Source organism: Deinococcus sp. AJ005 (genome assembly GCF_009017495.1).
In the GTDB taxonomy this organism is placed as follows: Bacteria; Deinococcota; Deinococci; order Deinococcales; family Deinococcaceae; genus Deinococcus.
Window position 1 is genome coordinate 499,857 of record NZ_CP044990.1, and the last position, 23,993, is coordinate 523,849.

General features: G+C 62.0%; 24 protein-coding genes. 12 read left to right on the forward strand and 12 right to left on the reverse strand.

Annotated features, from left to right (window positions below; genetic code table 11):
* Positions 1-216 precede the first annotated feature (216 nt).
* From DAAJ005_RS04470 to DAAJ005_RS04490, 5 genes are read left to right on the forward strand one after another with little or no spacing between them, the layout of a single operon-like run.
* Positions 217-885, forward strand: a complete 669-nt coding sequence (locus DAAJ005_RS04470) for a restriction endonuclease subunit S (RefSeq protein WP_151846061.1) — start codon at positions 217-219, stop codon at positions 883-885.
* Entirely contained in the window at positions 882-2,462 is a 1,581-nt protein-coding gene (locus tag DAAJ005_RS04475; protein ID WP_151846062.1) for a class I SAM-dependent DNA methyltransferase, read from the forward strand. Before DAAJ005_RS04470 ends, DAAJ005_RS04475 begins: the two co-directional genes overlap by 4 nt.
* Entirely contained in the window at positions 2,459-3,694 is a 1,236-nt protein-coding gene (locus DAAJ005_RS04480; RefSeq protein WP_151846063.1) for a restriction endonuclease subunit S, read from the forward strand. The genes DAAJ005_RS04475 and DAAJ005_RS04480 overlap by 4 nt, the downstream gene beginning before the upstream one ends.
* On the forward strand, positions 3,691-6,723 hold the full coding sequence (locus tag DAAJ005_RS04485; protein WP_151846064.1) for a type I restriction endonuclease subunit R: 3,033 nt from the start codon (positions 3,691-3,693) through the stop codon (positions 6,721-6,723). The genes DAAJ005_RS04480 and DAAJ005_RS04485 overlap by 4 nt, the downstream gene beginning before the upstream one ends.
* A complete protein-coding gene (locus DAAJ005_RS04490; protein ID WP_151846065.1) occupies positions 6,707-7,432 on the forward strand; it encodes a M48 family metallopeptidase in 726 nt (241 codons plus the stop codon). The genes DAAJ005_RS04485 and DAAJ005_RS04490 overlap by 17 nt, the downstream gene beginning before the upstream one ends.
* On the opposite strand, the gene DAAJ005_RS04495 is transcribed toward DAAJ005_RS04490, so the two are convergent.
* Positions 7,416-8,336: a LysR family transcriptional regulator gene (locus DAAJ005_RS04495; RefSeq protein WP_151846066.1), complete on the reverse strand. Its 921-nt coding sequence runs from the start codon at positions 8,334-8,336 to the stop codon at positions 7,416-7,418. The genes DAAJ005_RS04490 and DAAJ005_RS04495 overlap by 17 nt on opposite strands.
* A 61-nt stretch (positions 8,337-8,397) precedes the next feature.
* Positions 8,398-9,861 (reverse strand): amidophosphoribosyltransferase, encoded by a 1,464-nt coding sequence (gene purF / locus DAAJ005_RS04500; RefSeq protein WP_151846067.1) that lies wholly within the window; start codon positions 9,859-9,861, stop codon positions 8,398-8,400.
* A gap of 100 nt (positions 9,862-9,961) precedes the next feature.
* Here purF and DAAJ005_RS04505 point away from each other — a divergent pair, with 100 nt between their 5' ends.
* The gene (locus tag DAAJ005_RS04505; RefSeq protein ID WP_151846068.1) at positions 9,962-10,309 is read left to right on the forward strand and encodes an endonuclease domain-containing protein; all 348 of its coding nucleotides are present in this window, start codon (positions 9,962-9,964) and stop codon (positions 10,307-10,309) included.
* 74 nt (positions 10,310-10,383) lie between these two features.
* On the opposite strand, the gene purL is transcribed toward DAAJ005_RS04505, so the two are convergent.
* From purL to DAAJ005_RS04545, 8 genes are all read right to left on the reverse strand, one after another.
* Entirely contained in the window at positions 10,384-12,624 is a 2,241-nt protein-coding gene (gene purL / locus DAAJ005_RS04510; RefSeq protein WP_151846069.1) for a phosphoribosylformylglycinamidine synthase subunit PurL, read from the reverse strand.
* Positions 12,625-12,644: 20 nt separating this feature from the next.
* On the reverse strand, positions 12,645-12,929 hold the full coding sequence (locus tag DAAJ005_RS04515) for a hypothetical protein (RefSeq protein WP_151846070.1): 285 nt from the start codon (positions 12,927-12,929) through the stop codon (positions 12,645-12,647).
* Positions 12,930-13,101: 172 nt separating this feature from the next.
* Complete coding sequence (locus DAAJ005_RS04520) at positions 13,102-13,572, reverse strand: DinB family protein (protein ID WP_151846071.1); 471 nt, start codon at positions 13,570-13,572, stop codon at positions 13,102-13,104.
* A complete protein-coding gene (purQ, locus tag DAAJ005_RS04525; protein WP_151846072.1) occupies positions 13,569-14,237 on the reverse strand; it encodes a phosphoribosylformylglycinamidine synthase subunit PurQ in 669 nt (222 codons plus the stop codon). Before purQ ends, DAAJ005_RS04520 begins: the two co-directional genes overlap by 4 nt.
* Positions 14,234-14,605, reverse strand: a complete 372-nt coding sequence (locus DAAJ005_RS04530) for a cupin domain-containing protein (RefSeq protein ID WP_151846073.1) — start codon at positions 14,603-14,605, stop codon at positions 14,234-14,236. The genes purQ and DAAJ005_RS04530 overlap by 4 nt, the downstream gene beginning before the upstream one ends.
* Positions 14,602-14,868, reverse strand: coding sequence for a phosphoribosylformylglycinamidine synthase subunit PurS (gene purS / locus DAAJ005_RS04535; RefSeq protein ID WP_151846074.1), 267 nt, complete (start codon positions 14,866-14,868; stop codon positions 14,602-14,604). The genes DAAJ005_RS04530 and purS overlap by 4 nt, the downstream gene beginning before the upstream one ends.
* Before the next feature lie 106 nt (positions 14,869-14,974).
* The gene (purC, locus tag DAAJ005_RS04540) at positions 14,975-15,688 is read right to left on the reverse strand and encodes a phosphoribosylaminoimidazolesuccinocarboxamide synthase (RefSeq protein WP_192930865.1); all 714 of its coding nucleotides are present in this window, start codon (positions 15,686-15,688) and stop codon (positions 14,975-14,977) included.
* 274 nt (positions 15,689-15,962) lie between these two features.
* Entirely contained in the window at positions 15,963-17,375 is a 1,413-nt protein-coding gene (locus DAAJ005_RS04545) for a DR2241 family protein (protein ID WP_151846076.1), read from the reverse strand.
* A gap of 162 nt (positions 17,376-17,537) precedes the next feature.
* Here DAAJ005_RS04545 and DAAJ005_RS04550 point away from each other — a divergent pair, with 162 nt between their 5' ends.
* A complete protein-coding gene (locus tag DAAJ005_RS04550) occupies positions 17,538-17,969 on the forward strand; it encodes a hypothetical protein (protein WP_151846077.1) in 432 nt (143 codons plus the stop codon).
* A gap of 46 nt (positions 17,970-18,015) precedes the next feature.
* On the opposite strand, the gene DAAJ005_RS04555 is transcribed toward DAAJ005_RS04550, so the two are convergent.
* Both DAAJ005_RS04555 and guaB read right to left on the reverse strand, forming a co-directional pair.
* Positions 18,016-18,564: an HIT family protein gene (locus DAAJ005_RS04555; RefSeq protein WP_151846078.1), complete on the reverse strand. Its 549-nt coding sequence runs from the start codon at positions 18,562-18,564 to the stop codon at positions 18,016-18,018.
* Complete coding sequence (gene guaB, locus DAAJ005_RS04560; protein ID WP_151846079.1) at positions 18,551-20,068, reverse strand: IMP dehydrogenase; 1,518 nt, start codon at positions 20,066-20,068, stop codon at positions 18,551-18,553. The genes DAAJ005_RS04555 and guaB overlap by 14 nt, the downstream gene beginning before the upstream one ends.
* Positions 20,069-20,156: 88 nt before the next feature.
* Here guaB and DAAJ005_RS04565 point away from each other — a divergent pair, with 88 nt between their 5' ends.
* From DAAJ005_RS04565 to DAAJ005_RS04585, 5 genes are all read left to right on the forward strand, one after another.
* The gene (locus DAAJ005_RS04565; protein WP_151846080.1) at positions 20,157-20,651 is read left to right on the forward strand and encodes a hypothetical protein; all 495 of its coding nucleotides are present in this window, start codon (positions 20,157-20,159) and stop codon (positions 20,649-20,651) included.
* 79 nt (positions 20,652-20,730) lie between these two features.
* Positions 20,731-22,194: an ATP-binding protein gene (locus tag DAAJ005_RS04570; protein ID WP_151846081.1), complete on the forward strand. Its 1,464-nt coding sequence runs from the start codon at positions 20,731-20,733 to the stop codon at positions 22,192-22,194.
* Between the two features lie 80 nt (positions 22,195-22,274).
* On the forward strand, positions 22,275-22,478 hold the full coding sequence (locus DAAJ005_RS04575) for a 4-oxalocrotonate tautomerase family protein (protein WP_151846082.1): 204 nt from the start codon (positions 22,275-22,277) through the stop codon (positions 22,476-22,478).
* A gap of 12 nt (positions 22,479-22,490) precedes the next feature.
* On the forward strand, positions 22,491-23,147 hold the full coding sequence (locus tag DAAJ005_RS04580; protein ID WP_151846083.1) for a hypothetical protein: 657 nt from the start codon (positions 22,491-22,493) through the stop codon (positions 23,145-23,147).
* A 42-nt stretch (positions 23,148-23,189) separates the two neighbouring features.
* Positions 23,190-23,963: a CAP domain-containing protein gene (locus tag DAAJ005_RS04585; RefSeq protein WP_151846084.1), complete on the forward strand. Its 774-nt coding sequence runs from the start codon at positions 23,190-23,192 to the stop codon at positions 23,961-23,963.
* Positions 23,964-23,993 lie beyond the last annotated feature (30 nt).

Here is a 23,993-nt window from a genome sequence, read left to right on the forward strand (position 1 = left end):
CTTCTGAGCATTTGATCCTCCTGCCTCCGGGGCTTCCGAAGACCCCTATAGCTTATCTTTACAGTGTGAAGCGAATATGTGGATTTGATTAAGATTCATTCATGGATAGGATACCTGAATAGATACGTTACTTCAGATGCAATACGATCTCTACTCATGATAGGATTCTGCCATGTCCAATCCGCGTAAGAGTCTAGCACAGTGCCGGGGCTGCGGATGAACACCGTCCTACTCGGCGAACTGGGGCAATTGATGCAGGGGTTGCCGCACCGATTTGTGCCATCAAAAAAGACAGTTGACGGGGAAGAGCGCAAAAAAACCAAACCCGATGGCCCGGTGTTTTATCTGCTGAACATCGGCGACATTGCGGGGCTGGCGCTCAGGCCACCGGAAAGTCAGCCTGTGCCTTTGCCCTACGGCACGCCGTTTGACAAATACAGGCTGCAAGAGGGCGACGTGCTGATGACCATTCGCACCCGGCCTCTTAGGGCGGCGGTGGTGCTGGACGCTGAAACGCCAATGATGCCCACGCAGAATCTGGCGGTGTTGCGGCCCCGTTCGGGCAAGGTGCTGGGCGCGTATCTGGCGGCGTACCTGAACACACCCGAAGCGCAGGTGGTACTGAACGAGGAATATACCCAGAGCGCCGCCACGCCGCTGCTCAAGCTGTCGGCGCTGAGTGGGATTGATATACCTTTGCCGCCGCTGGAGTTGCAAAGACAAATTGCTGATCTGGCGCTGAGCTTTGAAAACGAGGAACGTGCCGCCCGGTCTGCGCTAGACGAGCGGCGTGTGCTGGTGCAGCAAAGCATCTCGCAGGCCATTCACCAATCCACATCTAAAGCCCTAGAACCCCAAACCCCACTACCCCAGAGGCTTCCATGACCAAATCCAGCGCCATCAATAAAACCAATACGGATACCCCACGCCAGCTTGACCGCGAGACATTGGAGCGGGAGCTATGGAAAGCCGCCGACATTCTGCGCGGCAGCATTGACAGCAGCGATTACAAGAATTACATCTTCGCGCTGCTGTTTCTCAAGCGGCTGAGTGACCGTTTTGAGGAAGAGGCGCAAAGTATTCTGAAGAAAACTGGCGATCTCGTTCTCGCTTATGATGATGAGGACGAACACCGTTTTTACGTACCGAAAGTTGCCCGCTGGGACTATCTCATGAGTATCAGCGAGGATATAGGTCAAGCGTTAAACATAGCCAATCGCACGCTTGCCAATACAAATAAATCACTGCTCGGCGTGCTGGACATTATTGATTTCAACGATGAAAGGCGTTTGGGCGGCAAAGCTAATCTTCAAAACATTCTACAAAAGCTGGTACAGCACTTTGACCGAATTCCGTTAGGCAATGACAGTTTCCCAAAAACCGAACCCGATTTGCTGGGCCGCGCCTACGAATTCCTGATTGAAAAGTTTGCCGACGACGCGGGCAAAAAAGGCGGTGAGTTCTACACGCCCAAAACAGTCGTGGAACTGCTGGTCACGCTGCTGGAGCCGCAGCAGGGCATGCGCGTTAGTGATCCAGCGTGTGGCAGCGGCGGAATATTGATTGAAGCGGCGCAGTACGTGGAGAGCGAAGTGTATGGCGAGGAAGGACGCCCCCGTGACCAGCCCCTGAATCTGGCGCTGTACGGCCAGGAAAAGAACGTGAACACCTGGGCCATTGCCAAGATGAACATGCTGCTGCACGATTACCCCGACGCCGAGATTCGCCACGGCGACACCTTTGCTGACCCGATGCCCGACGCCGACGGCAAAAAAGCCCTGATGCTGTTTGACATCGTGGCGGCCAATCCGCCGTTTAGCCTCAAGCAGTGGACGCCGGATGGCTGGGGCGGGGGCGATCCGTTTCGGCGGTTCACGCACGGCACGCCGCCCGCCAGCAAGGGCGATTACGCTTTTATTCAGCACATGCTGGCAACCTTGCAACAGGGTGGCCGCGCCGGGATTATCACCGCGCATGGCGTACTCTTTCGCGGCGGCGAGGAAGAACGCATTCGGCGCAGCATTCTGGAAGATGACCAGTTAGAGGCCGTGATTGGCCTGCCCGCCAACCTGTTTTACGGCACGGGCATTCCCGCCGCCATTTTGCTGTTTAACCGCGCCAAGCCCGCCGAGCGCCAGCGCCGCGTGCTGTTTATGGACGCCAGCAAGGACTTTTTGCCGGGCAAGAAGCAGAACAAATTGCAGGCCGAGCATATTGCCCGCACGGTGGCCGCCTTCAAAGCCTATGAAGATGTGGAGGGCTACAGCCGCGTGGTGACGCTGGACGAGATTGAACAGAACGACTGGAACCTGAACCTGAGCCGTTACGTGTCTGCCGCCGCCGTGACCGAGGCCATAGATTTGCACGCCACCCTGAAGCGCTTGCAGGAGCTAGAGGAACAACGCGACGAGGCGCGGGCAAAAGTGAATGGGTATCTGAAAGCGTTGGGGATTGAGGTATGAGCAAAAAGCCGACTCAACCGTTGCCGCAAGGTTGGGAGTGGCGGCTATTTTCAGATGTTGTTCTGAGCATTTCTGGCGGTGGCACACCTAGCAAAGCAAATCCTGATTTTTACACGGGTGATATTCCGTGGGTCACGGTCAAAGACCTTACAGCAAGGATTATCACCGACTCAAAAGAAAAAATCACAGCAGAAGCGATTGAGCAGAGTGCAAGCCGACTCATCAAAAAGGGCAGCATTCTGCTTGCTACTCGGATGGCTGTTGGACGTGCCGCGATTGCGGGCGTAGATGTGGCAATCAATCAAGACCTGAAGGCAATAACACCAAATGAAGATATTGATTCTATTTATCTCTACTACTGTTTGCTGAGCATTCAATCTGATTTAGATCACCTAGCCAGCGGCTCAACTGTAAAAGGTATATCACTAGAGACTTTGCGAGATCAACTTATCCCCCTCCCGCCTTTGCCTGTGCAACGCTGGATTGCCGACGCCTTAGCGAGTGTGGACGAGTGGTTGGAGGTGAGCGCGGAGGCGTTGAAAGTCTCAGACGCTTTGACTTCCAAAATCGCAGACAATCTCATGGAAGGCAGTGAAAACGCCGAAACCTGCGTGCTTAATGAATGTTGTACCCGTATCAAAGTCGGAATCGCTACTTCCACGACTAAGCATTATGCTTCAGAATCTGACGGCATAGCAATGATCTTAAATCGCAGCATTAAGTCAAATTCAATTGATCGCAATTCGGTGGAATACATCTCCAAAGCATTTGATCTAGAAAATCACCGTAAACGTCTGATGGCGGGAGACGTAGTAGTGACACGGACAGGACAACCTGGCCTAGCTGCGGTTGTGCCGCCTGAAATGGAAGGCTGGCAAGCATTCACGACGCTCATTTTGACTCCTAAGCCCAAAATGATTCATTCGGAGTACCTGTCAGAATGGATCAATTCAGTACATGGGCGGATTTTCGTTGAGCAGGGGCAAGCGGGCGGCGCTCAGAAAAATCTTAACGCAGGAGAGATTGAGAAAATGCCTGTTCGTCTTCCTGACTTAGAGCAGCAGGATTCAATCATCAATGCAGTCTCTGAATCTCGTGTTTATAAGAAGATTCTTGGCAGCGAGATACAGCAGTCCATACGATTAAAAAATGCCCTCCTCCATCAACTGCTCTCCGGTTCTCTTCAACCTCAAGGCGGGTGGGCGTCCGTCATTCCGGCGGCGGCTCCATGACCTTTCCCGACGCGCCGGGGCGGGGCAAGCCGGAGAAGCAGTATGTGGAAGACCCGGCCATTGCCACGCTGGAAACGCTGGGCTGGCGGCTCACGCCCGTCTCAGAGGTGCAGCGGGTGGGGCCGCGCAGCGCTATCCTGCGCGACAGGTTGCACGCGGCATTGTTGCGCCTGAATCCGGGGCTGTCGGCAGAAGCGCTGGAACTGGCGGTGCGGCGGGTGTCGGCCCGCGAACGGCTGGGGCTGGTGGAGGGCAACCGCGAGGTACACGGCGTCCTCACACACGGCTTCAGCGTGCGCCTGGACGATGACCCCGGCGGCCTGCCCAGCCGGACGGTGCAACTGGCCGATTTTGTGGACGTGTCGCGCAACGAATACACCCTGATCCGGCAATTTCCGGTGGTGGGCGAGGGCGGACGGCGCATTGAGTTTGACCTGAGCCTGTTCGTGAATGGCGTGCTGTGGGCCGTGCTGGAGTGCAAATATGCGCGGGGCGATCTGGGCGCGGCGCTGGCCGAGGGACACGCACAACTCTCGCGCTATCAGGCTTTGGGCGATTACGTGGGGCGGGGTGCGCCGTCGGTGTTCGCGTCGGTGCAGGTGCTGGGCGTGCTGTGCGGCTCGGAAGCGGTGTCGCTGGGCGTGTATGGGGCGGTGGGGGCGTCTGAGCGGGCCTTTGCGCCGTTTCCCGAAGCCTATCCGCAGGGCGCGGCGTGGCTGGCCGACGCGCTGGGATTGCCGCCGGGTGGACAGCCCAACCCGCAGCAGATTTTGCTGTATAGCGTGTTTGCCCCCGAAAACCTGCTGGAATTTGCCCGCAGTTTTACCGTGTATGAGGTCAAAGAAGGGCGGCTGATTCGCAAGCTGGCCCGGCATCAGCAGCGCGTGGCGGTAGACCGGGTGGCGCGGCGGGTGCTGGGGCTGCTGCCGGTGGGGCCGGAGGATGACCCTGCTATGCCTGCCGAGGACATTGGCAAGGGCGGCGTGATCTGGCACACCCAGGGCAGCGGCAAGAGCTTAACGATGGTCTGGCTGGCGCAAAAGCTGCGGCAAACTGAGTTGCGCCAGGAAAACCCCAATATCGTGGTGGTCACAGATCGCGTGAGCCTGGACTCGCAGATCACGGGCGTCTTCGGCGAGGCGGGCTTGACCCTGCCGGAACGCGCCCGCACGACGGCGGAACTCCGCAAGCTGCTGGGCGCAACCGGGGGCGTGACGGTCATGACCACCGTGCAAAAATTCGCCGACTTCATGAGCAAACCGGGCCGCACGTCGGGCCGCAAGGTCTTTGTGCTGGTGGACGAGGCGCACCGTACCCAGTACGGCGACATGGCGCAGGAAATGCGGAAGGCGCTGCCGGGCGCAACCTTTATTGCCTTCACGGGTACGCCGATAGAAAAGCGCAGCCGCAGCACCATGCGGGTGTTCGGGCCGTACATTCACCGCTACACCATGCTGGAAGCGGTGCGCGACAAGGCCACCGTGCCGATCTATTACGAGAGCCGCGACGTGGGCGGCATGTTCCTTGCCAACCGCGACATTGACGAGGCGATGGAACGTTTTTTCCCCGAACCCGATGAGCGCGAGGCGGCCAAGCGCAAGCACGCGACGCTGGAGGCGGTGGCCGGGGCCTCGTCGCGGGTGTCGGCCATTGCCGAGGACATCATCAAGCACTTCACGCGCTTTATTGAGCCAAACGGCTTTAAGGGGCAGGTGGTGGCAGCCTCGCGGGAAAACGCGGTGCGCTACTGGAAGGCCATCCGCGATTTGCAGGGGCCGGAATGCACCGTGGTCATCACGACAAAGGCCAACGACGAGGACAGCTTCGCGCAGTTCTCGCGCACGGCCAAGGAGCTAGAAAAACTTACCGACGACTTCGCCAACAATCCCGCCGATTCCCTCAAATTGCTGATCGTGGTGGACATGCTGCTAACGGGCTTTGACGCGCCGCTGGAACAGGTGATGTATTTGGATCGCCCGCTGTCGCAGCACACCTTGCTTCAGGCGATTGCCCGCGTCAACCGCACGTATGAGGGCAAGGAAGCCGGATTCATCATGGATTACTGGGGCATCACCCAAGACCTCAAGGAAGCCCTGAAAGTTTTTGACGAGGCCGACGTGCAGGGGGTCATGAAGCCGCGTGAAGACCTGCGCCGCGAGCTGGAGTTGCGCCACCGCCGCGTCATGCGCCTGTTTGGCACAACCCGCCCCCCGCTGGACGACGCGCTGCTGATGCTGGACGACGCCCCCACCCGCCAGGAATTTGAGGTGGCGTACAGGCAACTGGCCCAGACCTACAACGCGCTGCTGCCGGAGGTGGAGAATGAGGGCATAGAGGCGGATTTCAGGTGGCTAAGTATGCTGCGTCACCGCGCCGCCCAGCGCATTGACCGCGCCGAGGCGGCGGATTACCGCGACATGGGCCAGAAAGTGCGCCGCCTGATTGACGATGTGGTGGTGGCCGACAGCGTGGAGCAGGTCTTGCCGCCCGTAGACATCCTGGCCCCTGACTTTATCCAGCAGGCCAACCGGGAAGCCGAGGACGCTGACTCAGAAGAGAAGTTGCAGGCGCTTGCCAGCGAAATCGCCCACCAGGCCCGCCACGAGATCATGCTGAAGTTTCCGCAGAATCCGGCAGCTTACAAAACGTTGCGCGAACGGCTGGAAGAAATTCTGGAACAGCAGCGGCTACGGCGCATAGATGCCCGGCAGGCGGTGGGCCAGCTTAAAGACGTGATTTCATCGTTGCAACAAGTCACTTTTGGCCGCGCCCACTCCCGCCTGAGTGCCGACGCCGAGGCGGTGTATGGGCAACTTAGCCTTCAAGGCGTGGCAGACGAAGCGCTTGCCACTACGCTTGAGCAGACCATCAAGAAACTGACAGTGGTGGACTGGTCACATAAGGAAGATGTACAGCGAGAAATGCGGCGGCAGATCAAGCGTGAACTGCGGGCCGCCAAAGTCAGCGCCGAGGTGCTGGAAGCCCTGACCGCCGCAATCGTGGACGTGGCCCGTGCCAGATTCGGTTAAAGCCTTTGAGACGCTGGAACTGCTCCACGGGGGCGAGGTCATCACCTTTGCCGTTGTACGGAGTGCCCGCCGCAAGTCGTGCAGCGTCGTGATAGATGCGCGGGGCGTGCATATTGCCGCGCCAGCAAGCCTGAATCTGGAGAGCATCCGCGAGGCCCTGATTCCCAAACTGCCCCTGCTGCTGGAGCGCAATGCGCTGTATCAGGAGATGCTGGGGCCACCCCGGCGCAAACGGCAGTTCGTCAGCGGCGAGAGCCTGCGACTGGTGGGGCGGCCTTACCTCTTGCGGGTAGTAGCTGGGCAGGACCACCCGGTAGAAATGCACGGCATCCATATTTTTGTGAGCGCTGCCGACGCTGTGGGCGTGCGAGAAACTTTGGAGGCGTGGTACAGCCAGGAAGCCGCGTCCGTGTTCGCTGAGCGCGTCCCACTCTGGGCCAGGCGGCTGGGCGTGACACCGGGGCGCATTCTGATCCGCCCGCAAAAGCAGCGCTGGGGCAGTTGCGACGCCTGGGGCAACCTGCGTCTCAACTGGCGGCTGGTGATGGCCCCGATGTCCCTGATTGATTACGTGATTGCCCACGAGCTGACTCACCTGCGAAGTGCCGATCACAGCCCACAGTTCTGGACGCACCTGCGGGCGGTGATGCCAGATTACCTGGAACGCAAAGCGCAACTGGCGCAGGTTGGCTCTATGTATGACTGGTAGAACTCTCCTGACTGTCCTTCCCCGCCCCCAGCATCTCCTCGGCCACGCTTAAAAACGCCCGAACCACCGGATTCTTGCCCTCATCGCGCCGCCAGACGGCCACGATGTCCACCAGCGGGGCGTCCTCGACGGGTCGGTAAACCACGCCTGGCAACTGCAAGCGGTTAAAGAACTCGATGGGGAGAAAGACGCCCACGCCCGCCGCCACCAGCGACAGCAGCGTGGGAATCTCGATGGCCTCCTGCACGACGTTGGGGGTGAAGTCGGCCCCGGCACACCAGCGCATCACCTGATCGAAATAGGTGGCGCGTAACTGGCGCGGAAAGAACACGAAGGGTTCGGGGGCCAGATCAGAGATTTTGAGCTTGCGCTTGCGGGCCAGCGGGTGTCCGGCAGGCAGGGCCGCCACCAGCGGTTGCCGCCACAGCGCCCGCGAATCCAGGGTGGCGGCGCGCACCGGCAGCAGCATCAGGCCCACGTCCAGCACCCCGCCACGCAGCCCGGCCTCTTGCTCGTGCGCGGTCAGCTCACGCAGATTGACGCTGACATTCGGATACAACTCGCGGAAGCGGCGCACGATTTCGGGCAAGCCGCCGAAGGCCAGCCCACTGACGAAACCTATGGTCAGGCGGCCCACCTCACCCCGTGCAGCGCGGCGGGCGCGTTCCACGGTCTGCCCGGCCAGTGCCAGCGTCTCGCGTGCGCCCACCAGGAATTCCTGCCCGGCGGGCGTGAGCTGCACGCGGCGGGTGGTTCGCAGCACCAGTGGCACGCCCACCTCTTCCTCCAGATTGCGGACGCTGTTGCTCAGGGCCTGCTGCACCACGAAGACACGCTCGGCGGCCCGCCCGAAGTGTTCTTCCTCGGCCAGCGCGACGAAATGGCGCAGGTGACGCAGTTCCATGTCTACTCAGCTTGCCACATCGGGCGGGCGGAATGTCAAAGGCCCTGTCTCTGGCCTGCCCTCAGACCTCTAGCGCCAGCTTGTCCACATCGTTCAGCAACGGCGTTCCTGCCGGATACTCGCCGTTGAAGCACGCCAGACACAGGCCGGGGCCGCCCACTGCCTCGCGGATGCCCCGTTCGCTGATGAAGGCCAGGGTGTCCGCGCCGATCAGTTGCCGGATTTCCTCCTGCGTGTGCGTGCTGGCCACCAGTTCCTTGCGGGCGGCGGTGTCGATGCCGTAAAAGCACGGGTGCGTGATCGGTGGGCTGGAGACCCGGAAATGCACCTCGGTGGCCCCCGCGTCGCGCAGCAGGTTGACGATCTGGCGCGAGGTGGTGCCGCGCACGATGGAGTCGTCTACCAGAATTACCCGGCGGCCCGCGACGGCGCTGGTGGGCGAGAGTTTCATCTTGACCTTCAGCTCGCGCGCCTCCTGCGTTGGGGCAATAAAGGTGCGGCCTGCATACGGATTCTTGTACAGCCCGTAATCGAAGGGAATCCCGCTCTGGCGCGCGTACCCGATGGCCGCGCCGATGCCGCTGTCGGGAACCGGGACCACGATGTCGGCCTCCACCGGAAATTCGCGGGCCAGTTGCTCGCCCATGCGGATGCGGCTGGCGTGGGTGTCGATGCCGTCGAGCTGACTATCGCTGCGGGCGAAGTAAATCCACTCGAAGGCGCAGGGCGTGGGCGCACGCGGCTCCACCATCAGGCTGTGGAGACCGTCTCTGTCCACCCAGACCAGTTCGCCGGGCTGCACGTCGCGCAGCAGCTTTGCGCCCACCGCGTACAGGGCGCAGGGTTCGCTGGCCATCGCGTATGCGCCGTCGTCCCGCTGCCCGATCACCAGAGGCCGGACGCCGTGCGGGTCACGGAAACCGATCAGGGCGTGGCGGTTCATCAGCACGCAGGCGTAGCCGCCCTTCAATCGTTTCATAGCGGCGGCGGTGGCCTCCACCAGATCCATGTGGCTCTCGCGGGCGATCAGGTTCAGCATCACTTCACTGTCGTTGGTGGTCTGGAAGAGTGCGCCCTCCAGCAGCATTTCCTGACGAACCTCCAGCGCGTTCACAAAGTTGCCGTTGTGCGCCATGCCCAGAATGCCCTTGTTGGTGCGGGTGGTCAGCGGCTGGGCGTTGAAGCGCAGGTTGCTGCCGGTGGTGCTGTAGCGCACATGCCCGATGCTGACGCGGGCGTTGGCCAGCCGTACACTGTCCAGGCGGCGCTCGTCAAAGACCTGCGTGACCAGTCCCAGATCCTTTTCCACATGGAATTTCTCGCCGTCGCTGACGCACATGCCCGCCGCTTCCTGGCCCCGGTGTTGCAGGGCGAACATGCCCAGGTAGGTCAGCCACGCCAGATCGTTGGGCACGGGCGAGTACAGGCCAAAGACGCCGCACTCCTCGCGGGGTTTGTCGTTGCCGAAGTCGTTCTCGGAGAGGGTTTGCAGGAAGGAATCGGGGAGGGGGAAATCAGGGTGCATGGGTGGCTCCGGCAGAAGGATTGGGCGGGGGCAATTGGTGGGTGGCCCCCCCTCCCAGCCTCCCCCACGAGGGGGGAGGGGCTAAAAGATAGATTGGGGCATGTCGTATCGTCCGCCACCCACGCATGTGAGTACAGAGCTGGCTCGTACCCTGCGGCGCAACATGACGCCGGAAGAACGGCTGCTCTGGAGGCAACTGCGGAGCGCACAGCTCGGCGTTAGCTTTCGGCGTCAGGAAGTGATTGGGCGCTACGTGGTGGATTTTGTCTGCTATCCAGCCCGCCTGATTGTGGAGCTTGATGGCAGCCAACATTTGAACAGTGAGACAGACCGAGTGAGGGACACGGCCTTGCAAGCGGACGGTTTCCATATCTTGCGCTTCTGGAATAACGAGGTTAAAAGCAATCTGAACGGCGTTCTGGAAAGGATTCAGGCTAAATTGAAATAGCGCGCCTGTCTCCCTCCCTCCTTGTGGGGGAGGGTTGGGAAGGGGGGGCCACGGAGTGACCGTCCCCGCCCCACTCATCCCAGAATCCCAATCAGCGGGGATTCGTAAGCCAGGGTCAGCGCCGCGAGGTTCACGCTCAAGTGTAGGCCACGAGCCGGAGCGGCAATGGTGAGCGCATCGCCCCCGCTTTCACCGAGGCGCACAAACGGTACGCCCAGTTCACGCAGATGGTTTTCGGTGGCCTCGGTATCCTGCACGGCCACGATCACGCGGCTGTGGGCTTCCCCGAACAGCAGGGCGTCGGTGCGAACATCTGTGGGCGCGTTCAACGTCACGCTGAGACCGATGCTTCCGGCCATTGCCATTTCAGCCAGAGCCACAGCCAGGCCACCCTCGGCGCAGTCGTGGGCAGTGTCAGTCAGACCAGAGCGGATCAGGGCCAGCGTGCCGTCAATGACTTTCTGCTCCAGACCCAGATCCAGCGGCGGCACGCGCCCGGCCTCTAAACCATGCAGGCTCTCCAGATACTGCGAGGCCCCGATGCTGTCCGCATGTTCGCCCAGCAGATACAGCGTCTGGCCTGCCGCCTTCAGCCCCAGCGTCGCCCGCTTGGCAATGTCGGGCAGCACGCCCACCATGCCAATCGTCGGGGTGGGATGGATTGCCACGCGCTCGTCGCCCTGGGTGTACTGGTTGTACAGGCTGACGTTGCCGCCCGTGACCGGCGTGTTCAACGCGCGGCAGGCGTCCGCGATGCCCTGCACCGACTGCTGAAGCTGGTAATAGACCTCCGGACGGTGCGGGTTGCCGAAGTTGAGGTTATCCGTGATCGCCAGCGGCGTGGCCCCCACGCAGGCCAGATTTCGCGCGGCCTCGGCGACGGCGGCGGCGGCTCCGGTGTACGGGTCAAGCTGTACGAAGCGCGGGTTGCAATCCGAAGTCGCGGCCACGCCCATGCCGCTGCCCTTGACGCGCATCACGGCGGCGTCAGCGGCTCCCGGCACCACAACGGTATTCGTCATCACCTGATGGTCAAAGCGCTGGAAGATCGGGCGCTTGCTGGCAATGGTGGGGTGAGACAGCAGTTCCAGCAGCACCGCGCCACAGTCGCCCGGCTGGGGCACGCCGCTCAGGTCACGCTCGCGGGCCGCTTTAATGTCTGAGGATTCCACGCCCTCGCGGGTGTATTTGGGAGCCTCGTTCAGCAGAGCGACGGGCAGGTCACAGACCACCTCACCCTTCCAGGTCAGGCGGTAGTTGTTGTGTTCCTCCACCTGTCCGATGTTCACCACGTCCAGTTCCCACTTGTCCAGCAGGTCATACAGTTCCTGCTCGCGCCCCGGAATCGGTACCAGGATCATGCGCTCCTGCGATTCGGACAGGCACAGTTCCATCGGCACCATGCCCGATTCGCGGGTCGGCACCCTATCCAGATCCATCGTGATGCCCAGACCCGCGCGGTAGGCCATCTCGCAGGTTGAACTGACCAGACCCGCCGCGCCCATATCCTGCACGCCCGCCACCACGCCGGATTCAATGGCCTCCAGCGTGGCTTCCAGCAGCAGTTTTTCCATAAAGGGATCGCCCACCTGCACGGCGGGGCGGTCTGCCTGACTGGCATTGCTCAGATCAGCGGAAGCAAACACCGCGCCGCCCAGCCCATCGCGTCCGGTCTTGGAACCGACGTAGATGATCTGGTTGCCCACCTCGCCCATCGTGCCTGTCGCCAGATCCTCGTGGCGCAGCAGGCCTAGCGCCATCACGTTGACCAGCGGGTTTTCCTGGTAGCTGGGATGAAATGTCACCTCGCCGCCCACAGTTGGAACACCAATCGCGTTGCCGTAGTGGGCGATCCCCTCCACCACGCCGTTCACCAGAAAGCGGGTGCGGGGGCTGTCGGGGTTGCCGAAGCGCAGGCTGTCCAGCAGGGCGAAAGGCCGCGCGCCCATCGCAAAGATATCGCGCAGGATGCCGCCCACGCCCGTCGCCGCGCCCTGCACGGGTTCCACCGCCGACGGGTGGTTGTGCGATTCCATCTTGAAGGCCACGCCCCAGCCCTCGCCAATGTCCACCACGCCCGCGTTTTCGCCGGGGCCTTGCAGCACCTGTGGCCCGGTGGTGGGAAAGGCGCTGAACAGCGGGCGCGAGTTCTTATAGCCGCAGTGTTCAGACCACATCGCACCCACGATGGCGGCTTCCAGCGCGTTGGGTTCGCGGTTGATACTGGAGACGAGCAGATCGTATTCGCCTTCTGAGAGGCCGAAGGTGGCGGCTTGAGAGCGGAGGGATTGGGTTTGGGGGGTGGGTTGGGTCATGGGTTCACCTTGGGAGGGCATTAGTTTCTGGCTGGATATTTGAGCTTGAGAAGTGTTGGGCTGACGATCTCAATTTCAACCACATCCATAACTCGGTAGTGCTTCTGGAACCAAGCCTTCAAACCTTTGGCCCTGATACGAGCTGTGCCATTAGTGTTGTTGCTTCTATTTACGTTGCCGATAAATGTCGTGTCTTCGGTGTCAAGGATAAGTTTGATCTCTCCTTCATCAGCACGGATGAGATAGTCATATTCGCGGATGACATTGAAAAACCCCTTTTCATAGTAAGTTTCTTGCAGCTTCAATCTGAAGATCATGCTTGCCCCTTTCCATCCAGAGCTTCTAGCATCAGCTCTCCCGCCACATCCTGAAGCCGCCGATCAAAGCTGAGAAATTTTATCGGCGCGGACTGGCGCAATGCCAATGCCGAGGCGAGGTGAAAGGCGTCCATGCCACGCATACCAGAACGGGCCTTAACTAAGCCTTCTGCCCCAGTACCACTTGGCCCCGGTGGTAGGCCACATGCCGCAGATGCAGCCCCACGGCGGCCAGACGCGGGCGTTCGCCATTCGGGGCGCTGGGCGAGAAAGTCATGCCGTCCATATCGGCGTCGCTGGCATTTTTCAGGTAAGCCACGGCCTGCTCGCTCACCATGTCCAGCCGCGCCAGAATGTCCGCTTTGGCGGCATCCTCGTCTAAAGGAGCAGACGCGGTTCCCAGTCCAGCCACCCAAGACGCATCCTCCCAGCCCAGGTAGTGGTAATTGGGGGTTTTGTCGCCCAGTACGGTTAACCGCAACCAGTCGGCAATGTGTAGCGCGTGCCACGCAGGGCTGTGGCCCAGGCGTGCGGTGGCGAACGAGTCTGCTGGAATTCCTTCCAAAACAGTATGGAAAGCAGAAAGCTCAATGTGGTAGTTGTCGGCCAGAAACTCCTGAAGACCCATCATTTGACCAGCGCTCCTTGCAGGCTCTCAAACACGCCGCGTCCGTCCTCGCCGCCCAGCACTGCTTCCACCGCACGTTCCGGGTGAGGCATCATGCCCAACACGTTGCCGCCCGTGTTGACGATTCCGGCGATGTCGTTGAGGCTGCCGTTGGGATTGTCCAGATAGCGGAAGACCACGCGGCCCTCGCCCTCCAGCCGCGCCACAGTTTCGGCGTCGGCGTAGTAGTTGCCTTCACCGTGCGCGATGGGGATTTCAATAGTCTGGCCCTGCTGATAGGCGGAGGTAAACGCCGTCCGGTTGTTTTCCACGCGCAGATGCACGGGTTTACAGGTGAAGTGCAGGTCACGGTTGCGGCCCAGTGCGCCGGGCAGCAGGCCGGATTCGGTCAGCACCTGAAAGCCGTTGCATACGCCCAGCACGAAGCCGCCGCGCTCGGCGTGTGCCTTGATGGCCCCCATGATCGGACTACGGGCGGCAATCGCGCCGCTGCGGAGGTGATCGCCGTAGGAAAAGCCGCCGGGGACGAACACCAATTCGGTGCCACTGGGCAGTCCCGCCTCGGTGTGCCACACGAACTGCGCGTCCGGGTCCAGGGTCAGGCGGGCGGCGTGCAGGGCGTCGCCGTCGCAGTTGGAGCCGGGGAATTGGATGACTACGGTTTTCATACGTGTTCCAACTGAGTCACGGTGCGCTCATTCGTGACATTGCCCGTGTTCAGGGTGCTGGCAGGCTCAAACATCATGATCCAGGTTTCGTCTGTTTCGGCAATGGGCAGATGTTCCACACCGCGCGGCACGACGATCAACTCGCCCTCGTTGACTACGGACTCACCATCCCGAAATTTCAGGCGCAGCTTGCCCCGAATCACCATGAACAGTTCGTCTTCCTGCTCGTGGGCGTGCCATTCAAACTCACCAGCAATGCGGGCGATTTTGACCTGCTGACCGTTCAACTCGCCCACCACTTTCGGGGACCATTGATCGGTAAACAGGCCGAACTTCTCCTGCAAATTCACCGTCTGCGGGACGCTCACGCTAGCTCCAACTCCACTTCTTCCAGTTCCCAGCGGGCATCTTCCATCACAGGGTTGCTCAGCACGTTCCCGGCGATGTCGCGCAACTGGGCTTCCACGTCGGCACGTTCGCCGCTCAGACGCAATTCTATAAATTTGCCCACGCGCACGCCGCTGACATTGGCGTGTTCCAGATGCGACAGGGCGCGTTCCACGGTGCGCCCCTGCGGGTCAAGAATGCTGGGCTTGAGGGTCACGTAAACGCGGGCATGGTAGTGGGGCATGTGGCTCCTTCGGAGGTCCAAGAGTCAAGAGTCTGAGGGTCTAAAAAGAGAGATCAGAGAAGCGGTCAGGAGGCTGGGAATGTTTTGCCCCCAGACCCTCTGACCCTCAGACCTCGCGTTCCACTCGCGAAAGCATCTCCGCATAAGCGTCCTCAACGCCACCCAGATCGCGCCTGAAGCGGTCCTTGTCCATCTTCTCTCCCGTCTCGGCGTCCCAGAAGCGGCAGGTGTCGGGGCTGATCTCGTCGGCCAGGATCACGGTTCCATCCGGGAGTTTGCCGAATTCCAGCTTGAAATCAATGAGTTTCACGCCGCGTTCCAGAAAAAACGGGGTCAGAAAGTCATTCACCTTTAAGGCCAGCTCACGCACGCGCGTCAGCTCGGTTTCGGTGGCCCAGTCCAGGGCGATGGCCGTGTCGGTGTTGATCAGGGGATCGCCCAGTGCATCGGATTTGTAGCAGTACTCCACGACGGGACGGGACAGGGCCGTACCTTCCTCCAGCCCCAGCTTCTTGGCAAAACTACCTGCCGCCACATTCCGCACGATCACTTCTACCGGGATGATGGTCACGGCCTTCACGCGCTGCTCGGTGTCAGACAGCTTTTCTATGAAGTGGGTGGGGATGCCCGCCGCCTCCAATCTGGGGTACAGGTGGGCGGTGATGGCGTTGTTGGTGGCCCCCTTGCCCGCCCACTCGCCGCGTTTCTGGGCGTTGAAAGCGGTGGCCTCATCCTTGTATTCCACGATGTACTCGGCAGGGTTAGAGGAAGCGTACACGCGCTTGGCCTTGCCCTCGTACTTCAGTTCGCCTCTGGTCATGTGTTCGCCTCTAAACAGAAAAGTAGAAAGAGCGTCCCCCGCAGTAATTCGGAAGGGCGCTCGGCAGTCGCGGCACTTGGCATGTCTTTGCTCCATCTCCGCCTCTCTGGACGGACTTCAGCGGCGCTGTTGGGGGCCGGGGCGTCTCACGGGACGCGCTTAGAGGGTAGGTGTGCCGCCGAAAACTGGAGGCCAACGCACAGCGTAACACCCCCGGCTGTGATGGGCGCGGGGATGTTCAGGCGAATCGGACGGAGGAAAGTTGTCCCCCGGATCAGTGGCTGTGGCTTGCCCCGCCGCCGCGCTTGCCCGCCACTTCCTCACGGACCTCGGCCACCAGGAAGGTGCAGGCTTCGGCACAGGGAATTGCGCCCGGCACACCATCAAAGAAGGTCTGGGGTAACTTTTCCCCGGCCCATAGACGGGTCCGCAGGCAACCGCCGCATACGTCTGTCGCCACTTCATCCAATTGTTCTGGGGTGGCCTTCTGCACGCGGGCGTAGATGCCGGTCTGACGGCGGGCGGTGGTGGCCCAGGGGGTGGGGCGCAGGGTGTGGCAGCTCTGGGCGTAGGTTTCTTCAATCACGGCGGGGTACAGGTACTGCACGGCGCGCACCAGATCGGCCTGGCCCATCACGGCCCGCCAGCCACGCGGCATGTTGCGAAGGGTATGTACTGGGCGGTGGTGGCCGCCCTCGTCGCGGCGGGTGAAATCGCGCACGCCCTCGGGCGTGACCAGGGTCTGCAACTCGTGACCCGGCTTGCCCTCATCCAGCGCGTGGCGCAGTTCAAACATGCCGCTCTCGGGCTGCACCAGCACCTCGCCGAAGCGCAGGCCTTGGCGCGCGCGGTCCATGAAGGTATTCCAGGCCGCGTCGTGGACACGTTCGGTGTCGCCGTCGCTGGTGCTGGACCCCGCCGCTTCCTCGGCCAGATGCAGGATCACGTCGGCCACGGCGCTGTGGGTGCCCACTGGTTTGGCGTAATAGACGGTCTGCTGGCCGTGGGGATTGTCGGTAAATGTCGTGACGGCTCCCTCCAGACCCATGTCCTCGGGAATGGTTTCCAGCGTGTGCCAGCCTTCAGAGGCGAAGAATGGCACCACCACCACGCGCGGAGCCTTGACCACTTCTGGCCATGTCCCCACCTTGGGGTCTTCATCCAGGAACAGGGCGTTGACGGACGCGAATTGCCCGGACTGTCGCAACACCTCGGCGTTCTGGTACACGATCTTGTTGCTGTTCTCGTTGCGGGTGGTGCCGTGGCCCAGCACGATCAAGGCGGTGTCTTCCGGGCTGGAATCCGGTAACGCTTCGTGGGCGCGGGCCAGGATCACGTCAGACATGCTGGGATGCACGCCGTAGGGCAGGGTGTAACGCACAGTGCGTCCGCCCAGCACGCGCGCCACGCCTTCGGGCGGCACCGGTCCCTGGTGGCCCAGGCCCATTTCACGCGGAATGACCGTCTCGGTGAAGTACCCCTCGGAGATGAACATGGGAATCACCGTGACATCCGTGCTGGCCGTGGTTTTCAGCACCTGCCGTAGCGAGGGTTCTTCCTTCCAGTAGCCCTCCACCACCTCGTCATAGATGCCGCGTGCGCGAATCATCTCGGCGTAGCGGTAGACCGCCGCCGCCGATTCGCCGTTGAGGTGGGAGCCGTGACCGATCAGAACCAGAGAACGCATAGCATGCACTGTAGTACCGCGTCCGGCACGGAAATGTCCCGTTTGTTGCTGGCTGACCCCGCTGGAGATAAGTGAACCTGAATTCAGCCCTCATGCCCGCCTGATCCCAAACGCCTAGCGTAAGAGGCGACACAAATCCAGTTCAACTCAGGAGGTTCAACTATGTTTTTTGACCAGAAAGAGCGTCACGAGCAGATGGCCAAACTCGATCCCCGCGACACCAACGGCGACGGCGTGGTCAGCCCGCAGGAAGCCGCCGCGTACATTCAGGATTACATGAAGAACGCTTCCCCAGAGGAGCGGCAGCAGATCCTGAAGGACTACATCGGCGGCATGTCGCCTGACCAGCGCCAGCAGATGGGCGACGCCATCGTACAAAGCCCGGCCAACCCGGTGCAGCGCGTCAACCACGAGGACCCCAACGATCTGGCCGACGCCTATGCCCGCACCGCGCAGGCCCCGGCGCAGGACGGCAAAAGCCCGCTGGAAGCTGCTTTCGGCGCGGGTGGCATGCTGAGTAATCCGATGGTCAAGGCCGGTCTGGTGGGTCTGGCCGGGATGATCGGCAGCAAGCTCCTGCGTGGCCGAAACTAACTTCCAGCTTGTTGAAGACCCCACCATTGCGTGGGGTTTTTGCTGTTTATTCCAGCACCACGCCAAGCTCTGCCCGCAGCCGCTCGATGATGGCGCGGCGCACCTCAGCAGGCACAGCGACTTTGTGCCATTCAAACGGTTCCCCAAAGGTTGGATCGTCAAAGATCATGCCGCCGAAGTGGACGGGCTGGGCGTAACGCGGCGTGATGTGCCAGTGGACGTGTGGGTTGGGTTGACCGTCCCTGAAGGGCGGGTCCGGCTCGGCTTCCCGGTAGGCCCAGTTGCGCCCATAGGCCATGTTGATTAGGGCCGCCCCAAACGCCCGCTCCAGCGCAGGTTCCAGTGCGCTGATGACTGCCTGAAAATCCTGCCATTCGGTTGGGGTCAGGTCTGCCATGCGGGGAACATGGCGGCGGGTCGCCAGCAGCACGTTGCCCAATCCGCACTGCGAGGGGTGCAGGACCACCTTCCAACCGTCCGTGAAGAACACGGTCTCCGGGTCATGCTGGGGCGGCGTACAGGTGATGCACTCGGGGTTGAGGGCGGCAGCAGGCGCAACAGCCAGCGTCCGAAACACCGCCTTACCTTCCCCCATAGTTCGGCGATTCCTTGGTGATGGTGACGCCGTGCGGGTGGCTTTCAATCAGGCTGGCCCCGGTGATTCGCACGAACTGGGCGGTGTCGCGCAGGGTCTGGAGGTCCGGTGCGCCGCAGTAGCCCATGCTGCTCTTGAGGCCGCCGACGAACTGGTAAATGACCTCGCCCGCCGTTCCCCGGTAGGCGATGATGCCCTCAATGCCCTCGGGGACGAACTTGCGGCTGCCGCTCTGGAAGTAGCGGTCACTGCTGCCCTGGTCCATTGCGCCCAGGGAACCCATGCCCCGGTAGCTCTTATAGCGCCGCCCGTCGCGCAGGATGGACTCGCCGGGGGCCTCGTCGGTCCCGGCCAGCATGCTGCCCATCATGACCACGCTCGCGCCCGCCGCTATGGCCTTGGGCACGTCCCCGGTCTGCTTGATGCCGCCATCAGCGATCACGGGAATTCCGGCTTCCATCGCGGCGGCGCTGGCTTCAAAGATGGCGGTGATCTGGGGAACGCCGACGCCGGTGACGATGCGGGTGGTGCAGATCGACCCGGGTCCAATGCCAATTTTTATTGCGTCTGCACCGGCTAAAATCAAATCTCGCGCACCAGAACGTGTGGCAACGTTCCCCGCGATCACGTCCACATCAAACTGCTCTTTCACCCGCGACAGCGCGTTCAGGATGCCCTGGCTGTGGCCGTGGGCACTGTCCAGCACCAGCACGTCCACCCCGGCCGCCACCAGCGCCGCGCTTCGGTCCATCAGGTCCGCGCTGACGCCGATGGCCGCCGCGACGCGCAACCGGCCCAGATCGTCCTTGGCGGCGTTGGGATACTTGACGCGCTTGGTCAGGTCTTTAATGGTGATCAGGCCGCGCAGCATGTTGTCGCCGTCCACCACCAACAACTTTTCTATGCGGTGGCGTTTGAAGATCTCCTGCGCCTGCTCCAGTGTGGTGCCCACCGGGACGGTAATCAGGCCCTCGCGGGTCATCACGTCCTGAATGGGGGTGGACAGGTCATCGATAAAGCGCATGTCGCGGTTGGTGATGATGCCCAGCAGCCGCCCCGCCGGATCGGTGATCGGCACGCCGCTGATGCGGTACTCGCCCATCATGCGGTCTGCCTCGCCCACGGTGGCGTGCGGCGGCAGCGTGATGGGATCGACGATCATGCCGCTCTCTGACCGCTTGACCTTGCGGACCATTTCCGCCTGCGCGTCAATCTCCATATTCTTGTGGATCACGCCGATGCCCCCCTCGCGGGCCATCGCCACGGCCATGCCCATTTCGGTCACGGTGTCCATTGCTGCGCTGACAAAGGGGATGTTCAGGCGCACGCGGCGAGTGAGCTGGGCCGAGACATCAACCTCGTGCGGCAACACGGTGGAATGGCGCGGCTGGAGCAGCACGTCATCGAAGGTGATGCCCTCCTGTCCGAATTTGTAGGCGAAACGGTCCTCTTGTTCGTTGTTGGCGAAATCGGGGATCGCCGGGGCAGAAGTGGGCGCACTCATGCTTTAGAAGTGTAAGCACTTGGCGGGCCGCGTGCAGCGGCGGGGTCTACACGGATGGGACAGGCCGCGCCTCTGCCATCATGTCTCCATGAGTGATCTGGACGGACGCATGGGCGGCCTCACGGCGGGCTACGACATCAAGGCCAAATGGGACGGCGAACGCCTGCGCGGACGCGTCGGCGGACGCTTTAACGGCAAGGACATTGACCTGACCCTTAAGGGTGGCGAGGTGGACGGGCGAATTGGCGGCGTGTTCGGTGGTTTCGACGCGAATGGCAAGGTCAGCGGCGAGCAGGTGGAGGTCCGTCTGGGCGGGCATATCAATGGCGACAATGTAGAGTTGAAGGTCAGCGCCGACACCATCACAGGCCGTTTCTCGGGGCGGATTGACGGCAAGGATGTGGACCTGCGGCGGGACGGCCCCACCCTGCGCGGACGCATCGGCGGCCATCTGGACGGCAAGGATGTGGAGCTGGAATTTGGTTTGATTCCCCCGGCCCTGGCTGCCCTGGCCGCCGTCTGCGCGTTCAAGGCGCTGGAGGACGAGCAGAACGACGCGGCGGCCAGTTCCAGTTCGTCCTGAAGCCCCGCCTTCCCCAAGACCTCATTCTTCAGCAAGCCGCACATTCCGAATTTAGACCGCGTGCTACGTTTTTTTGGATATGACCGCTGCAAAGATGACCGCGAATAAGGCCAGAACGCTGGGTGAGCTGCTGGACACGCCCGGTTACGCTGGACGCACCCCCTTTGATGGAAAGATCCGGCTGGTGCAGGACGAGGTCCGTGAGAACCTGACCCGCAAACTGCGCAGCGGCGAGGAACTGTTTCCCGGCGTGGTGGGCTATGACGATACCGTGATTCCGCAACTGGTCAACGCCTTGCTGGCGCGGCAGAACTTTATCCTGCTGGGGCTGCGTGGCCAGGCCAAGAGCCGTATCCTGCGTGCCATCACCGAACTGCTGGATGACGTGGTGCCCGTGATTGAGGGCGTGGACATGCCCGACGATCCCATCAACCCCATTGGTGCGGAAGGCAAGCACCTACTGGAAGTCCACGGCATGGATCTGCCGATCCGCTGGCTGCCCCGCGCAGACCGTTATGTGGAAAAGCTGGCGACGCCCGACGTGACCGTGGCGGATTTGATCGGTGACGTGGACCCTATTAAGGCCGCCCGTCTGGGCACCTCGCTGGGCGACACCCGCAGCATGCACTTCGGGCTGCTACCACGCGCCAACCGGGGGATCTTCGCCATCAACGAACTGGCCGATCTTGCGCCCAAGGTGCAGGTGGCGATGTTCAACATCCTTCAGGAAGGCGACGTGCAGATCAAGGGTTACCCGATCCGTCTGGAACTGGACGTGATGCTGGTCTTCAGCGCCAACCCCGAGGACTACACTGCACGTGGCAAGATCGTCACGCCGCTCAAGGACCGCATCGGCTCCGAGATTCGCACGCATTACCCCACCGATGTGAAGCTGGGCATGGGCATCACCGCGCAGGAAGCCGTCAAGGACGACGCTGTGACCGTGCCCGCCTTCATGGCCGAGCTGATTGAAGAAATCGCCTTCCAGGCCCGCGAGGATGGCCGCGTGGACAAGATGTCAGGCGTCTCACAGCGCCTGCCGATTTCCCTGCTGGAAGTCGCCGCCGCCAACGCCGAGCGCCGCAGCCTGATCGGTGGCGACGAGGCCGTGGTGCGCGTCAGCGACGTGTACGCGGGCCTGCCCGCCATTACCGGCAAGATGGAACTGGAGTACGAGGGCGAGCTGAAGGGCGCGGACAACGTGGCCAAGGAAGTGATTCGCAAGGCGGCGGGCGCGGTCTACGGACGCCTGTGCGGCAGCATGGACACCCAGGCACTGGAAAAGTGGTTTGAGGACGGCAACGTCTTCCGCTTCCCGCAGTCCGGCGATTCCGGCGCGGCCATGAAGGCAACGAAGGAAGTGCCCGGCCTGAGCGATATTGCCAAGGAAGTCGCGGACAGCAACAGCGACGCCGTGCGCGTCAGCGCCGCCGAGTTCGTGCTGGAAGGGTTGTACGGGCGCAAGAAGCTCTCGCGTGCCGAGGAGCTGTACGCCGCCCCCGAAGCCGAAACCCGTCAGCAGCGCGGCGGACGCTGGAACTGAATTCAGCAAGCAGGACAGAAAGTGGAGCCACTGGATTTTCCCCGGTGGCTCCACTTTCTGTCCCGGCTAGAATCGCCCCCATGCCCTACATCAATGTTCGCCTGACCCGCAAGGACATCACCACCGAGCAGAAGGCCCAGATCGTCCGGGAAATCACCGCCACCATGCAGAGCGTGCTGGGCAAGAAGCCGGAGAGCGTGCATGTCGTCATTGACGAGATTGACCCGGAGAACTGGGGCTACGCGGGCGAGTTGACTTCCGTTCACCGTGACAGGCAGGGCTAGGCTTTCAGCGCTGTGCTGCCCCCAGTCCTCTCCGAACTGACCGACTATTTCGGGCCTCTCTCCACCTTTCAGCGGGAGGAGGGCGGCGCACTCACGTTACTGACCCCCGGCGTGAACGTGCTGGGTCTGAACGCGACATATCTGCCAGAAGTTGTGCCGGACCTGCGCTCTGCCCTGGCGTGGCATACGGCGCACGAGCTTCCGCCGCTGCTGGCCTCGCTCTCGCCCATTGCGGGGGTGCGTGAGGTGGCGGCGCTGGAGGTGGGAACCTTCACGCCCACCGAAGTGCAGGACTCCGGCATCGTGGTGGAGCAGATCAGCCGCCTGCACATGCAGAAGTGGGCTGATGTCCTGACTGCCGCACACAGCACGCCGGAATGGGCCACGCCACTGGCCCGACATCTGGCGGCGCGGCTGGATGGGCAGCGCGAGTATCTGCCGTTTCTGGCCTACGACAGCGCGGGCGCAGAGATAGGGGCGTTGCTGTGGCATGGCGTCGATGGAAAAGGTGCAGCGCATTTGTGGGGTGTAACCGACGAAATGGCCCGCCTGCCGCTGCTGAATGCCGCCTGGGCACTGGCGGAGGGTCTGCGCGTATCGGTCCTTCCCGGCGACATACCCATCACGGAGGTCACGGGGGTGGCCTTCGGGGTGATGGCTGAGGAATAAATTCCAATCGCCCGCGCCCATTCCCGCTTTAATGGGGGCGAGATGCGCTTTCTTCCCTTCATCGTCCTGAGTTTGAGCGCCCTGACCCTCTCAGCCTGCGCCCCCCGCACGGCCCGATCCACCGTGATTCCTGGGCCAGTCCAGGCCGAGGTGCGGCCCATGCGTCTGGGTGTGGGCCAGAACATCCAGCTTGAGGTGACGCTGAATGGACGCAACGTGCCGCCGAACGAGCTGAACTGGACCAGCAGCGATCCGCGCGTCGTGTCGGTCTCGGCAGGTGGGCTGGCACGGGCGGGCCATGAGGGTCAGGCGTCGGTGCGGGCCATCCAGACTGGATCAGGCCGGACCCTGGCCGAGTTCCGTGTGCAGGTCGCGGCCCCGTCGCCCACCACCCCACAGCGCCTGGACACGATGACCGGGCAGGTGCTGACATTGTCCAACGCCGCGCGGGCCAGGGGCCAGACATGTGGCACGCAGCACTTTCCGCCCGCACCCCCGCTGAACTCCGAGGCCCGGCTGGGTGCAGCGGCCCAGGCCCACGCCGCCGATATGGCCGCCCTGAATTATTTCAGCCACACCAGCCAAAATGGGCGCACGCTGAAAGACCGTATCGACGCTGCCGGGTATGGCTGGCGCGCGATTGCCGAGAACATCGCCGCCGGGCAGACCAGCGCGCAGGAAGTGGTGACCGGCTGGCTGAACAGCGAGGGCCACTGCCGCAACCTGATGAATGCCGAGTACCGTGAGCTGGGCCTCGGTCTGGCCCGGAACGCGGGCGGCAAGCTCTACTGGGTGCAGGATTTCGGCACCCGCTGAATGGGCAAAAAACAGAAATAAGAAAGGCGA